The 13,329-nt window shown below is 49.0% G+C and carries 14 protein-coding genes; 11 read left to right on the top strand and 3 right to left on the bottom strand.

Going from position 1 to position 13,329, the window contains the following annotated elements:
* Window positions 1-25 precede the first annotated feature (25 nt).
* On the bottom strand, window positions 26-1,372 hold the full coding sequence (locus ACKI61_RS07325) for a UDP-glucose dehydrogenase family protein (protein ID WP_407457090.1): 1,347 nt from the start codon (window positions 1,370-1,372) through the stop codon (window positions 26-28).
* A gap of 322 nt (window positions 1,373-1,694) precedes the next feature.
* Here ACKI61_RS07325 and ACKI61_RS07320 point away from each other — a divergent pair, with 322 nt between their 5' ends.
* The 11 genes from ACKI61_RS07320 (at window position 1,695) to ACKI61_RS07270 (ending at window position 9,131) form a co-directional block, all read left to right on the top strand.
* Window positions 1,695-1,850, top strand: a complete 156-nt coding sequence (locus ACKI61_RS07320; protein ID WP_407457089.1) for a hypothetical protein — start codon at window positions 1,695-1,697, stop codon at window positions 1,848-1,850.
* A 54-nt stretch (window positions 1,851-1,904) separates the two neighbouring features.
* A complete protein-coding gene (rhuM, locus tag ACKI61_RS07315) occupies window positions 1,905-3,287 on the top strand; it encodes a RhuM family protein (RefSeq protein WP_407457088.1) in 1,383 nt (460 codons plus the stop codon).
* Window positions 3,288-3,345: 58 nt separating this feature from the next.
* Window positions 3,346-3,816: a Panacea domain-containing protein gene (locus ACKI61_RS07310; protein ID WP_407457087.1), complete on the top strand. Its 471-nt coding sequence runs from the start codon at window positions 3,346-3,348 to the stop codon at window positions 3,814-3,816.
* Window positions 3,809-4,213: a hypothetical protein gene (locus ACKI61_RS07305; protein ID WP_290741036.1), complete on the top strand. Its 405-nt coding sequence runs from the start codon at window positions 3,809-3,811 to the stop codon at window positions 4,211-4,213. The genes ACKI61_RS07310 and ACKI61_RS07305 overlap by 8 nt, the downstream gene beginning before the upstream one ends.
* Window positions 4,179-4,328, top strand: a complete 150-nt coding sequence (locus ACKI61_RS07300) for a hypothetical protein (RefSeq protein ID WP_173366987.1) — start codon at window positions 4,179-4,181, stop codon at window positions 4,326-4,328. Before ACKI61_RS07305 ends, ACKI61_RS07300 begins: the two co-directional genes overlap by 35 nt.
* Window positions 4,329-4,536: 208 nt before the next feature.
* Window positions 4,537-5,748, top strand: a complete 1,212-nt coding sequence (locus tag ACKI61_RS07295; protein WP_407457086.1) for an AAA family ATPase — start codon at window positions 4,537-4,539, stop codon at window positions 5,746-5,748.
* A gap of 6 nt (window positions 5,749-5,754) precedes the next feature.
* Window positions 5,755-6,291 (top strand): RloB family protein, encoded by a 537-nt coding sequence (locus ACKI61_RS07290; protein WP_407457122.1) that lies wholly within the window; start codon window positions 5,755-5,757, stop codon window positions 6,289-6,291.
* Between the two features lie 195 nt (window positions 6,292-6,486).
* Window positions 6,487-6,894 (top strand): cell filamentation protein Fic, encoded by a 408-nt coding sequence (locus ACKI61_RS07285; RefSeq protein ID WP_407457085.1) that lies wholly within the window; start codon window positions 6,487-6,489, stop codon window positions 6,892-6,894.
* Window positions 6,895-7,618: 724 nt separating this feature from the next.
* Window positions 7,619-7,765, top strand: a complete 147-nt coding sequence (locus ACKI61_RS07280) for a hypothetical protein (protein ID WP_407457084.1) — start codon at window positions 7,619-7,621, stop codon at window positions 7,763-7,765.
* 33 nt (window positions 7,766-7,798) lie between these two features.
* On the top strand, window positions 7,799-8,809 hold the full coding sequence (locus tag ACKI61_RS07275; RefSeq protein ID WP_407457083.1) for a virulence RhuM family protein: 1,011 nt from the start codon (window positions 7,799-7,801) through the stop codon (window positions 8,807-8,809).
* Window positions 8,810-8,921: 112 nt separating this feature from the next.
* Window positions 8,922-9,131: a phage integrase SAM-like domain-containing protein gene (locus ACKI61_RS07270; protein WP_407457082.1), complete on the top strand. Its 210-nt coding sequence runs from the start codon at window positions 8,922-8,924 to the stop codon at window positions 9,129-9,131.
* Here ACKI61_RS07270 and ACKI61_RS07265 read toward each other — a convergent pair.
* Both ACKI61_RS07265 and ACKI61_RS07260 read right to left on the bottom strand, forming a co-directional pair.
* Window positions 9,128-9,268: a hypothetical protein gene (locus tag ACKI61_RS07265; protein ID WP_298767818.1), complete on the bottom strand. Its 141-nt coding sequence runs from the start codon at window positions 9,266-9,268 to the stop codon at window positions 9,128-9,130. The two genes, ACKI61_RS07270 and ACKI61_RS07265, sit on opposite strands and share 4 nt — an antisense overlap.
* Before the next feature lie 60 nt (window positions 9,269-9,328).
* Window positions 9,329-13,324 carry an MBG domain-containing protein gene (locus tag ACKI61_RS07260; RefSeq protein ID WP_407457081.1) on the bottom strand — a complete coding sequence of 1,332 codons (3,996 nt, stop codon included), beginning with the start codon at window positions 13,322-13,324 and terminating at the stop codon, window positions 9,329-9,331.
* Window positions 13,325-13,329: the final 5 nt, after the last annotated feature.

Below are 13,329 nucleotides of genomic sequence, written 5' to 3'. Positions count from 1 at the left end.
AATTAGACAATTTTAATCTGTATTTTTAGCACCCAATCGCACTATACTCGAATCCAGCTTCGGCAAGTTCCTTTGCGTCGTAAATGTTGCGGCCATCGATGATGAGAGCGTTCTTCATTGACTTTTTCATCACGCCGAAACTCGGCATGCGGAACTGCTTCCATTCGGTCACGAGCAAAAGGGCGTCGGCATCGAGCAGGGCTTCGTACATGTCGTTGCAGTAAACGATCTGCTTGGCGATTGCCTCGGCATCGGGGCGCACGGCCATTCTGCGCTTGCACTCGTTCATGGCGACCGGGTCGTACACGCGCACGACGGCGCCTGCCTTAGTCAAGAGGTCGATGAGCACGAGGGCAGTGGCTTCGCGCATGTCGTCGGTCTCGGGCTTGAAGGCAAGTCCCCACATGGCAACGGTTTTGTCCTTCAGGCTTGCTTCGCCGCCAAAGCGCTTCGCGAGTTTGTGGAAGAGCACAGTCTTCTGGTATTCGTTCACGTCTTCGACAGCCTTCAGCACGCCCATCTTGTAGCCGTTCTTCTCTGCCGTCTTGATGAGGGCCTTCACATCCTTGGGGAAACAGCTTCCGCCGTAGCCGCAGCCCGGGTAAAGGAACTTCGAGCCGATACGGGTGTCGCTGCCGATGCCCTTGCGGACCATGTTCACGTCGGCACCGACGAGTTCGCAGAGGTTCGCGATGTCGTTCATGAAACTGATACGGGTGGCGAGCATAGAGTTTGCGGCGTACTTGATCATTTCGGCGCTCGGGATGTCGGTGAAAATCACGCGGAAGTTGTTGAGCATCATCGGGCGGTAGAGGCGAGTCATGAGTTCCTTAGCCTGTTCGCTTTCGACACCGACAACGACGCGGTCGGGCTTCATGAAGTCCGTGATGGCGGAGCCTTCCTTGAGAAATTCTGGATTGCTTGCGACATCGAACGGAATCTTGACACCGCGCTTGTCGAGTTCTTCCTGAATTGTCGCCTTGACCTTCTTGGCGGTGCCGACCGGGACAGTGGATTTCGTCACAAGGACGGTGTATTTCTTAATGTTCTGGCCGAACGTACGGGCCACTGCGAGCACGTACTGCAAGTCGGCGGAACCGTCTTCGTCCGGGGGGGTGCCCACGGCGCTAAAGACCATTTCGACATCATCAAGGATGCTTGCTAGGTCGGTCGTAAACTTCAGGCGGCCTTCGCGCTGGTTGCGGAGAACCATCTCGTCGAGGCCGGGTTCGTAAATAGGAATTTCGCCCTTCTGGAGCGATTCAATCTTCGCTTGGTTCACATCGACGCAAGTGACGTTGACACCCATCTCGGCAAAGCAAGTTCCACTGACAAGGCCAACATAACCAGTTCCGACGATTGCAATATTCATTATTTAATCCCTGTTGATAATAAAATTTTGAGGAATCGAGGCCCTTAAGCCAAAAAAACGACACAATTTATCGCCGTCACGGGATGCCCGCCGTTTATCGCGCCATCAAGACCCCCGTTTTTCGCAGCTTCAAGACGCCCCTTCCCCTGTTTACGGGGAACTGCGGGGTGCGGTCCGGCAAACAAAAAGTCACTAGTCAACGTCATCGCGAGGGTCTCGTCCGTTCAATGCACGGCAATCCGTGATATCCGTTACCACAAATTGCGTAATTGTGTATAAATTTAGAAAATTACGGAATTGTTACAAGGGGGATACATGATGTATGGCTGGGGAAACGGGACCTTTTGGAAAAAAATTTGAAAAATTCAAAAAAAACATTGACAGCCGCGCAAAAATGGCTCTGCTAGGCCAATCCGTCAGCCCGTCCGAAACCGCAGCCAGAACGCAGTCGGAACGCAATGACCTCGCAGCCTTGTAAAAAAATACGGAATAACTTGACAGAGCCACAAAATTAGTATACATTTGTGTAGGTATGAAAGTGAATGACGAAATACAGCCATTGGTATCCGATTTCGAACGGATCAAGCAGGTCGCCGACAATGGCAGCGCGTTCTGGAGCGCCAGGGACCTCTGTACGGCTATGGGATACAGCACGTACCAGAAATTCGAAAGGATCCTCAAAAAAGCACAAGAGACCGCAAGCGCCAAAGGTCTAGGTGAGGCAAACCATTTTAACCAGACGGTTGAAATGGTCCGGCTCGGATCGGGCTCCTTCCGCAAGGTCGAAAACTGCCATCTTTCGCGCGAGGCTTGCCTACTGGTTGCCGAAAACGCAGACCGAAAAAAGCCCCAGGTGCAGATGGCGCTAAGATATTTCTCGCAAAACGATTCTGCCGTCGAAACCGTACAAAATAGCGAAATTTCGAGCATTTTGTTGTATAAGACAAGCCAGGGAGAATCCCGCATCGAGGTAATTTTCAACAGCGACACATTCTGGATGCCGCAAAAGCGGATGGCCGAGTTGTACGGGGTGGACGTGCGGACGATCAGTTACCATTTAGGCGAAATATTCCAAAGCGGGGAACTTGCCGAGAAATCAGTTCTCCGAAAAATTGGGATAACTGCCGCCGATGGAAAGGTGTACGATACCAACGTTTACAACCTCGACGCCATTATCGCCGTGGGCTACCGCGTGAACAGTTATCAGGCCACGCAGTTCCGCATCTGGGCGACAACGGTGCTCAAGGAGATGATTGTCAAGGGTTTTGTCCTTGACGACGAGCGGCTCAAGCAGGGGACGCATTTCGGCAAGGACTACTTCGACGACTTGCTGGAACGTATCCGCGAAATCCGTGCCTCAGAACGCAGGTATTACCAGAAGATTACGGATATCTATGCGGAATGCAGCGCCGACTACGACCCAAAATCGGAAGCGACACTGCTATTCTTCAAAATCGTGCAGAACATGATGCACTGGGCAGTCACGCACCAGACCGCAGCCGAAATCATTTATTCACGGGCAGATGCCGAGCAACCGCATATGGGGCTGACCACATGGAAAAAGGCTCCCGACGGCCGTGTACAAAGATCCGACACAATTGTCGCCAAGAACTACCTTTCAGAAAAAGAAATCTTGAAGCTCAATCGTCTTTCAACGGCATTCCTGGATTTTGCAGAAACCCAGGCAGAAAACCATATCGTGATGAACATGGCTGATTGGCAGCAGCAACTAGAAAAGTTCCTATCCGTGTACAATTTCGACATTCTGCAAAACGCGGGAACGGTCTCGGCAGAAGACGCGAAGCAGAAGGCTTTTGCCGAATACGACAAGTTCAAGCTGGTGCAAGACAGAGATTACCTTTCGGACTTTGACAAGGAAATCAAGAAGCTCTCTGAAACCGCCACGCAAAAATAGTGTACATTTGTGTAGTAATCGTTTAATATTGCCCCATAGGCGGCAATTAGTTATATTTATGGTAAAGGTTTACGATATGCCCAGAGCACTGCAAATAGCAAACAGGCTAATCAAGTTCGCCGAACTTGACACCGCGAACGGCGGCGAGTTTCTTTCTAACCTGAAGCTCCAAAAGTTGCTATACTACGAACAGGGCTTTCACTTGGCCTTGTTCAACAGCCCATTATTCTCGGACGACATCGAGGCTTGGATGTACGGGCCCGTAGTCCCGTCCGTTTATGACTACTACAAGAAATTCGGAAGCAACGGAATCGTTCTAGAAGACGATCCGCAACTTATTCAGCTAACCCCACAGGAAGAAGACCTGCTGTTCCAGGTTTACGAGCGTTACAAATCCTACTCTGCCATAGGGTTAATGGACCTGACCCACGGCGAGTCTCCATGGATAAACGCAGTTCCTCACGACAGAGGCACCGTCATCTCGAACGAATCAATGAGAACCTTCTTCCTGCGTCAACTTGATGGCTAAATTAAAGAAATTAACCCCTACACCTAGCGCCATCAGCAACACCCAAAACGACGAAATAGTCTTCTCGTTCAAGGGGCTGAAAAGGTATAGTTACGACACGGCATCGAATGACGGCGTTTTTTTCATTCGCTACCTTGAACGATTATCCAAGATTTCGACCCAAACATGGGCTGCAGCCTATTCCACCGGCAAACACGGCATTGCCGGAATAGAGCCCATGAAGGTGGATTCCTTAACAAAAGCCGCCCAAAATCTAGTTCCTTCCGGAATAGAAAGCCTAATTGTTATGCGCGCCACCGGCGACAACCACGCATTTTTAGGACACAGAATCGGAAATGTATTCAACGTGATATTCATTGAACATGAATTCGGTGACGTCTACAACCACGGGAAATAGAAACCCGGGCTTGGTGCAGGCCAACATACAGACGACACTCATTTACGCGAACTACTCCAACAAGGTCATCGACCGCGAGATGGAGAAGTTCAAGATAAACGTCCCGGCGGGGTGACGCGGCTTCGGGCATGGAAGCCTAAAAAACGCAAAGCAGCAGAATTCTAGACATCCGGCAGGGTGGGGCAAAAACGTTGAACAGCCAGCAGCGTGCGAAATTTTCTCTATTTTTTCTCATTTTTCAACAAAACGTATTGCAATTTTATCATAAATTATATAATTTTTGAGAAAATCTCTCAAAAGCAACATTACAACAGGCAAAGACCATGCTTTTATCGTTCACCGTCGGGAATTTCCGTTCATTCAAGGAAAACAAGACCTTCTCCATGAAGGCCGCATCCATCCAGGAGCACAAGGATTTCGTTCGCGAGAGCGAAGGTTCCAAATTGCTGCCGGTCGCGGCCGTTTACGGTGCAAACTCCAGCGGCAAAAGCAACCTGCTTTCGGCTTTGCGAATGATGAAAGATGTCTTGCTTTCGTCCGTAAAAACCAACCCTACTGAAAAACTGAAAACGGATACGTTCAAACTTGACGAAGAGCATCCCCAAAAGCCCACCCTATTCGATATCGTTTTCTCAACAAACGGGACCACCTACAGATACGGATTCGAATACACGGAAACATCCATAACCGGCGAATGGCTGTATACGGTAAACAACGACCGAGAGAAAAACCTTTTCATCAGGAACAGCGAAGGTATCGGCGTTTCCAAGGATTTTCCCGAAGGGAAAGACAAGGAAGAGGCCACTGCAGAAAACCGCCTCTTCCTGTCCCTGGTGGCACAACTCAACGGGAAAACGTCCTTAGCCGTCATGAAATGGTTCGAAGATTTACGAGTAATGTCTGGCGCATACGACTCTGATTTTCAAAAATATTCCTACGATTACCTGTTCGCCGATGACCCGAAATCCCAATTGGCCCAAACCTTTATCAATAAAATGGATTTGGGGTTTACGAGTATCAGGAAAGCCAATACGGAGGACGACAAAAAAGGTCCCTTGGGCTCCGAAAGCAAGCCTAAAACTGGACACAAAGTACTCCGCAAAGACGGCTCATTTACCGAAGCATTCTTCTCCAACGACGAAATGGAATCCGAGGGAACAAAGAAAATCATCAATATGTCCGGTCCGATTGCGGACACCCTCTTAAACGGCGGAATCATAGTCATCGATGAACTCGATGCCAAGTTGCACCCCCTGCTTACCAAGAAAATCATCGACACATTCAACTCCCCTGAAACAAACCCGTACAACGCACAGTTGATATTCGCCACGCACGACACGAACCTGCTCAGCAACAAGATATTCCGCAGGGACCAGATCTGGTTTGCCGAAAAGAACCGCGAAGACGAATCCACCGACATCTATCCGCTAAGCGAAATCAAGGAACAGAACGGAGACAAAATCCGAAACGACAGGGTATACGAAAAGGACTACATCAACGGGAAATACGGCGCAATTCCGTACTTGAGGGGTTAACGTGAAATTTCCATCGAAGGCAAAGGCAAGGCCACGAAGGCACTTGTCAACAAAGTCATTCGCCAAATAGACAACTGCAACCAGGAATACGACCGAGTCTGGGCTGTTTTCGACAAGGACGAATTCGACGATTTTGACGACGCAATCAAACTTGCCGAAAGCAAGAACATCAATTGTGCATGGTCCAATAAATGTTTTGAACTCTGGCTATTATTGCATTTCAAGGATGTCTCCGTACCCACCGGGCGCAAGGTACTGTTCGAGGAATTGGAACAGGCCATCCGGAACGCACTGCACAAGAATGCCCCAGAAGCCCTTTTCGACCTTTCCAAGGGTAACGACAAAATCTACGAACTGGTCACAAGTTTGGGCAGTGAGGCAGAAGCCATCAGGAGAGCATCCGCCTTGAAAGCAATGTTCAAGGGCACCGCCAAACCGAGCGAGCAAAACCCCTGCACTCAAATGGATTTGCTAATCCACGAATTAAGGCATCCGGAAACAATTCCGTTGTCAAGCGATACACGGAAGGAAAACTTGACATAGAGATCGCCTAAGGCAGCTTTCCTCATCGCCCTGAAACAACCGTTCCAGGGCTTCTTTATTGGAAATTGGGAAAGTATGACTTTCGTGTTGTGGATAAGTCCGTGGCTTAGAATGGCGATTTTGACCATCATAAAGGGCTTGTGTTTAAAATCTTAAACATTACTGGGGGCTTCAACACCAAAGTTCTACATCGCCATGAAAAACGAAATGGAAAACGAAATTGTCATATTCAGGACAGACGACGAAATAATCAACGTTGAGGTCCGTTTTGAGGACGAGACCGCCTGGCTCACGCAGGACCAGATGTCCGTGCTGTTTAGCAAGTCTAAATCGACCATAAACGAGCATATAAAGAATGTATTCAAAGAGGGAGAACTAGACGAAAAAGAGGTTGTTCGGAAATTCCGAATAACCACTCCGCATGGGGCGATTGAGGGCAAAACGCAGTCTCACGAGGTGAATTTCTACAACCTTGACGTCATTATTTCTGTCGGTTACCGCGAAAACTTCTACAAGGCAACGGCTCCATTTCCCACGAGCAAGCAGTCGACAAGGCTACAGGCGAATATCGCAAGTATCAACAGAAGACCCTTTCCTCGGTAGAAAAAGCTTTCCTTGACTCGATTAAAAGCATCGAGAAAAAGGTAGAGAAAAACTAACGAATGAAAGACAAATCGTACTCGAAAATCTATTTTAGTGCACAAGTGAGCATTATTTCACAACGACACATGAAGATACGCGCAGACTTGATTTTTGAATTTGATAAATGTATATTTCGCTAGAGGACAACATCAATGGCTACATCGAGCATAAAAAACAGTTTCACAGTGGCAGGGACCAAGCAAGTCAAGTCCTTCGTTAACGCTGTTGAGCGCTCGTTAAAGAATCCTGCTTCCAGGAGTCGTGTCAAGGCAGAAGTTCTTAGCGGTATATCCGGTTTAAGAAAGCTTTCACTGCTCCGAAAAAAAAATGGATTCTAGAACTTACTTCGTCTTAAACATCAGAGAATATCTGGGTAACGCACCCTTGGAAGAAGACCTGTCCGGTCTCATTTCCAGGCTGGGCTGAACGACTCAATTACCGGGAACGAACTTTTGTCTCTCGCAATGGACCAAATTCTGCTTATGCAGCACGGGGTCGGTGGAGTTCTTTGCGTCTTGGAATGCGAAAACAAGAAAAAACTCCTGGATTTCTACTGCGTGCAAAACCACTTTGTCGAGTTCGGGACGAGGAGAACCAAATCCTCAGACAAGAACCTATTGCAGTTACTGAAAACGATTTAGGACTTTGGGATTGTTCAATTCAAATCTGAGATTCTAGATGACATTTGTACAGGCCCACGGCGGAATGCCGCGACATCACCGAGGCGTTCGTCTTCGGCTACATCGACTTCATGCACGCGCGCAAGAACAGCGCCGGCTGCATCTACCGCTCGACCACCCAAATTATGGGGAAAAACTATGGAACCTATTGACAAAAAAGTGAAAATAGTATACATTTGTGTAGTATGAAAGAGATTTTACTATACAAAACCGATAATGCAGAAGTCAAGGTCGAAATCCTGTTACAAAACGAGAACCTTTGGCTCACCCAGGCCAAGATGGCCGAACTGTTCGACGTGCAGAAGGCGGCCATTTCAAAGCACCTGAAGAATATCTTTGCCGATGGCGAATTGAACGAAAAAGTGGTAGTTTCCAAAATGGAAACAACCACTCCCCATGGAGCGATGGTTGGCAAGGAACAAACAAAGTTCGTCAACATCTACAATCTCGATGCTATCATCGCAGTAGGCTACCGCATCAACTCCAAAAAGGCGACCATGTTCCGCATCTGGGCGACGCAAGTCCTGAAGGAATACATAATCAAGGGCTTCGCCATGAACGACGAGCGCCTGAAGGATCCGCAGAACTTCTTTGGCAAGGACTACTTCGAGGAGCAGCTAGAACGCATCCGCGAAATCCGGGCTAGCGAGCGCCGTTTTTACCAAAAAATCACGGACATCTACGCCCGATGCAGCGCAGACTACAGCCCTGACAGCCAAATTACGCAGGATTTCTTCGCAACAGTGCAGAACAAGATGCATTATGCTGTAACGCACCAGACCGCAGCAGAAATCATATACTCACGTGCAGACAGCAAAAAGGTGAACATGGGGCTCACGACATGGAGAAACGCCCCCAACGGCGACATACGCAAGCCAGACGTTTCCATCGCCAAGAACTACCTGTCGCAAGAAGAAATTGACACCCTGAACAGGATTGTCACCATGTATCTGGACTTCGCCGAACTGCAGGCGAAACGCGGCCAGGTCATGTACATGAAGGACTGGGTGGAAAAGCTAAACGCATTTCTCCAATTCAACGAGCGCGACATTCTCGAGGACAAGGGCAAAGTCACACACGAAATTGCCAAGGCCTTCGCGGAAGGCGAATACGACAAATTCAGGATAATCCGCGACGCGAATTACAAAAGCGACTTCGATAAGTTGATGGAGTCTATCGCGGAATACAAGACGTAAAAAAGTCAAAAACTAAGGAACCTATTGACAACTACACAAAAATAGTATACATTTGTACAGAGATAATCTAAACGATGGCTTTTGAACGCATGTAAGCCATAAGGGGCAACCAATGAGCGACTTTTACGCCGAGACGCGTGCGATTGTGGAATCCAAGGCAAGCACGCTGTCGAAATACACCTACGACACATACCTCTCCCACCTGCGCAAGCTGCAGATGTACAGGCCCACGGCGGAATGCCGCGACATCACCGAGGCGTTCGTCTTCGGCTACATCGACTTCATGCACGCGCGCAAGAACAGCGCCGGCTGCATCTACTAATTTGCCTCACCATCACAAAACAATGTTCCGTTGTTACAGCCGTCACTATCTGCCAACAGCATAGATTCTTGCCGCAGCTGAACAATTTCCATTTTCGGGGCGGAATACTCTTTTTTCTGTTCTAAATCGTTATTCATTTTTAAAGACCCATAGTTTTTGTTCTATAGATTGTTTTTGATGTTCTCAAGGGGGAACACCTACTTCCTGTAGTACGAGCCTTTCGCTCTTTTGTCATTGCCTACACTGCGGCCCTTGAGGTCGTAAGTTTGCTTGGTACGCGGCAGCATGTGGATTTCTCCAGTAGCGGGGTTCATGCGGCCAATAACGGTCGGTCGTTCGTCAACGCGATCCTTGTCGCCATTGACAATGATAACTTCCATGCCATCGAGCGAGGCGATCTCGCTTGCGGCAACCGCCGGCATTTTTGCAGACAAACTATTCTCAACAGAATTTGACGAAGCAAGCCCGTCCGCAAAACGATATCTGGAGGCAAAGGAGCGTTCCGGCTGATTCTCGAAATATTCCTCGCAATCATAACCATCTGGAACTCCCGTGCAATCGACCAAGTACGCACGGAACGGTTTCACAGATGTGTTGCGGCCAAACCGCAAGAACTGACCGATGGTAATATCTTTGCGGGCTACACCTGCAAAGCCCCAAATCCTGCCATTTTTGATAATATTTTCGTTGCCCGACCATTCCTTTTTCCCAAGAGCGCCGCGGAACACCCAGTCGTCCACGCGAGCATCACCCACGCTTTCACCAAAATTCGGCTTGAGCGTTACGTTGCCGTTGATTCCGAATGTAGTCTCTTCCATCTCGACCATGTACGGCGTGTAGGCCTTGAGTTCGCCTGATAACTCGTTGCAATTATCATTGCCTTTATTCATCTCTTGTTCACCCTGTTCCGCGTTGCACCAGACGTACCTCATCTCCACAGCGTTCTTGCCGTCGTTATCAGCAACGCCCGCGAATTCAATGACAGACCTCACGCCGGTCAGATTCTCCGCTTTGATGTCGAACGGCAACATGATAGTCGAAAAGCCGCTGTTGGGCGTAAACTTACGGTTGAACCTGACGGCGACATCCTCAACATCTTCGTCGATTGCGACTGCATCCGCTCCGTCGTAAGCTCCGTCGATTTCGGCGTGAGTTTTTCCATCAGCATCTTGGAACACTTGCACGGCGGCGTAGTCGTGGATGTTGTTCCAGATGAAGAAGCGTTTCTGGATTACGCCTGCGTAGTTGCCCTTGCCGATGATTTGCGCGACGGCGGCTTCGTCAAGCGTGGCGGAGGTGACAGCGGTGTTGTTCACGCATGTGACCATGTAATCCGTGTCGGCCTTGAGCGTGTCCTTGCCGTCGGTGACGAGCACAGAGGGGCAGACGGGCTTGCCGTCAGCATACTTCTGCACGGGAATGTCGACGACGGCGATGTTCACGTCGGAGAGGAATTTTCCTTCAAACGATGGCGGCACAAGCGTCTTGCCGGCGATGGCTCGGACTTGATTGCTGGAAAGCTTACCGCTATACTCGTTGCCGTTTTCATCTACGAAGGATTTACCCTCGACGATGGTGGCAGAGCATGAATCAGCACCGAGATAGATGTTGCTGGCCGTGATGAAGTCGGTGCTGTTAGTCCAGCCAAGGGTGATGTCGCCAGCATCAGTGTAGATGCCGTCGCTTGAGCCTGTGACCGTGACCCTGCCGCCGATTATCGTGATATTGCCGTTGCTGACAATGCCTTGACTATTCGGACCTTTTGCGGTGACATTCAAAATTCCGCTTTGTTTGCTCTGCCCGTAGATGGTCAGGTTATTAGAAGCAAGGATTCCATATTCTGATTCGCCTGCAGTTTCAATCTCTATCGTCGCACCATCCACAAGGATAAGATGAGCGTTACCCTCAAAATTGACTTGGCTCGTGTATTTCACCTCGCCCTCAACCACGTACCAGCCGCCATTGAGGCTGCCCACGTCGGTTGAGGAGGTAAGCACGGTGTAATCCATAACAGCCTGTTCAACACCGTTCTCGTCAATGTAAGCAACAGCAGATTCTGCAACAATCTTGAATTCTTTTTTAAGCCCCGTTGCAGGCAACTTGTAATTCTTATTGCTCAAACCCGTTACTTTTGCGGTGTACTCGCCGACTTCCGTAGCAGAGTCTATAACGAGGTTGCATTCGTCATTGTTCACGAGACCTTCTGCAGCCGCATTCGGAGCATGAGCCTTGCCATCGTAGGGGAACATAGTTTGTTCGCCCCAAACAATAAAGATTACTTTCGGTTCAATAGTCAACGTTCCTGCGACAAAATCAATTTCGTAGTTGTCGGCTATCAAGCCACTCGGCGTAATGGCGTATTTACCGGCATCATCGTACTGTTTGTAACCTATTTCAAGAGCAAGTTCGCCCTTCAAGACTTCGCTGGTTTCATTTCCTACAAATCCGTCATAGGCAACACCCTGGTTAGCAGGTTCGTCGCCATAGGTGATCGTATCGTTCAAGGCAGTAACCTTGAGCGGAGCCTTATCGATTGTAAATAACTTTTGGACTTCGCCGTAGTATTTTCCAGCCCCCTTGACAATTACTTTAGCCGTATCGGAGACGTTCAAGTTGTCTTTATAAGCAAGCGTGTAGTCCTTGCCCAGTTCAAGCACATTTTCGCCGATGGTCACAACAGGTTCCGGGCGAATCGAATCCCCGGTGTAGGTTGCGCCGGAAATATCGGCGATAACAATATTGTCGGGGAAAGGCTCGACCGGCGTAAGCGTTTTGTTTTTGATAGATTCGAGATCATCACCGGAGAGCGTGCCGCTATACACGTTGCCGTCTTCGTCCGTGAATGCTTTGCCCTCGACAATGGTGACAGAGTTTGAATCAATACCGAGATGGATACTGCGGGCCTTGATGAAGTCGGTGCTGTTCGTCCAGCCAAGGGAGATATTTCCACGCTCGCTGTAGATGCCAGCTTCGTCACCGAGGGCCTCGACGCTGCCACCGTTTATCGTGATGTCGCCTATGCAGTAGATGCCGTTTTCGCTTGCAAAAATACTAAGTTGTCCCACATTTTTTTCGTCAAGACTCTGCCCGTAAACGGAAAGATTGCCGTCGTCATCGCCACCTATCCCATTGCCGTTAATCTTAACGTCAGCAGTTCCCATGTTCATCTTTTTCCCGTCACCGAGAATGAGTTTTACATCGTCCGAAAGCGAGAGAGTATGGTCGTAAAAAATGTCCCTGCCCACAAAGTACCAGCCAGCGGTGAGCCCAGTTTCCGTGCCGTCGAGGGCGATGGCTTCGGCGGTGTGTTCTAAGCCTTGAGCATCCACGTATTTGACGCTATGCTTATGTCCGTCGCTGCGGATGGCAGCAATGATTTCAACATCGCCGTCGGTAGAGTTTACGGTGTAAGTGTTGCCTGTGATGGAAGAGCCGTTGACTGTTCCAGATATGGCGTAGCCTTCGGGGATGGAATTGTTATAAGAGACGGTTATTTTAGTGTCATTGGCATAGTAATTGATGTTATTTAATGTTTTGGCGGGTTCGGGGCTGAGACTGAACCCCTCTGACACAGAGACTGAGTATATGCCGGTGAGTGTTGTAGTAGGTTTTTTAGTAACGTCTTTATTATTATCGTTGTCTGTCTTGTCCAACCATTCGCCTGTGATGCCGATTGTGTGGGAGCCGAATGAAAAGTTGGTGTTGAATTCGAGCACAAGGTCAATGGTACTCCACTTTTCATTTGCGCCGTCGCCGTTAGTGCCGCCGGGGGCTGTTTTCTGTTTTATTTGAAGGTTTTTGAGCGTGGCAGAACCCAAGTCGGTTGTGTCGTTGGTGATGGAGGCTGTGCCAAAGGTTTGATTGGCGTAAGTGTTGTTGGTGGTATTCGCGAACATTTTCTCGTCAACAGTGGTAAAGAGATTCCACATACGGGCAAGATTGACGGATGCGATTGTCGTGTCGTCGATGGTGAGGTAGGTTTGGCTGGTGAAATGGGCGTTGTCGCCGTCGTAGTTCCAAAACCAAATGCGTAGGGTTACGCTGGTACCCTTGGTACTGTATGTGGGTTCGCTCGCAAGTGCTACAAATGGATTAGTATTTTGCGCCCATGCGGTGATCGAGGTGAGCATCACCACGAGGAGAAGCATTGCCGCCCAGGCGAAGTGTCTAGTTTTTTTATTGTTATTCATCATATTCG

This window comes from Fibrobacter sp., assembly GCF_045601785.1.
Lineage (GTDB): Bacteria > Fibrobacterota > Fibrobacteria > Fibrobacterales > Fibrobacteraceae > Fibrobacter.
The sequence above is the reverse complement of the archived record's forward strand: the minus strand, read 5'-3'. Positions and strand labels throughout refer to the sequence as shown.

Coding starts and splice junctions, on each gene's coding strand:
- ACKI61_RS07325 (WP_407457090.1), bottom strand. CDS start 1,372: ATGAATATTGCAATCGTCGGAACTGGTTATGTTGGCCTTGTCAGTGGA.
- ACKI61_RS07320 (WP_407457089.1), top strand. CDS start 1,695: ATGGCTGGGGAAACGGGACCTTTTGGAAAAAAATTTGAAAAATTCAAA.
- rhuM (WP_407457088.1), top strand. CDS start 1,905: ATGAAAGTGAATGACGAAATACAGCCATTGGTATCCGATTTCGAACGG.
- ACKI61_RS07310 (WP_407457087.1), top strand. CDS start 3,346: ATGGTAAAGGTTTACGATATGCCCAGAGCACTGCAAATAGCAAACAGG.
- ACKI61_RS07305 (WP_290741036.1), top strand. CDS start 3,809: ATGGCTAAATTAAAGAAATTAACCCCTACACCTAGCGCCATCAGCAAC.
- ACKI61_RS07300 (WP_173366987.1), top strand. CDS start 4,179: ATGAATTCGGTGACGTCTACAACCACGGGAAATAGAAACCCGGGCTTG.
- ACKI61_RS07295 (WP_407457086.1), top strand. CDS start 4,537: ATGCTTTTATCGTTCACCGTCGGGAATTTCCGTTCATTCAAGGAAAAC.
- ACKI61_RS07285 (WP_407457085.1), top strand. CDS start 6,487: ATGAAAAACGAAATGGAAAACGAAATTGTCATATTCAGGACAGACGAC.
- ACKI61_RS07275 (WP_407457083.1), top strand. CDS start 7,799: ATGAAAGAGATTTTACTATACAAAACCGATAATGCAGAAGTCAAGGTC.
- ACKI61_RS07270 (WP_407457082.1), top strand. CDS start 8,922: ATGAGCGACTTTTACGCCGAGACGCGTGCGATTGTGGAATCCAAGGCA.
- ACKI61_RS07265 (WP_298767818.1), bottom strand. CDS start 9,268: ATGAATAACGATTTAGAACAGAAAAAAGAGTATTCCGCCCCGAAAATG.
- ACKI61_RS07260 (WP_407457081.1), bottom strand. CDS start 13,324: ATGATGAATAACAATAAAAAAACTAGACACTTCGCCTGGGCGGCAATG.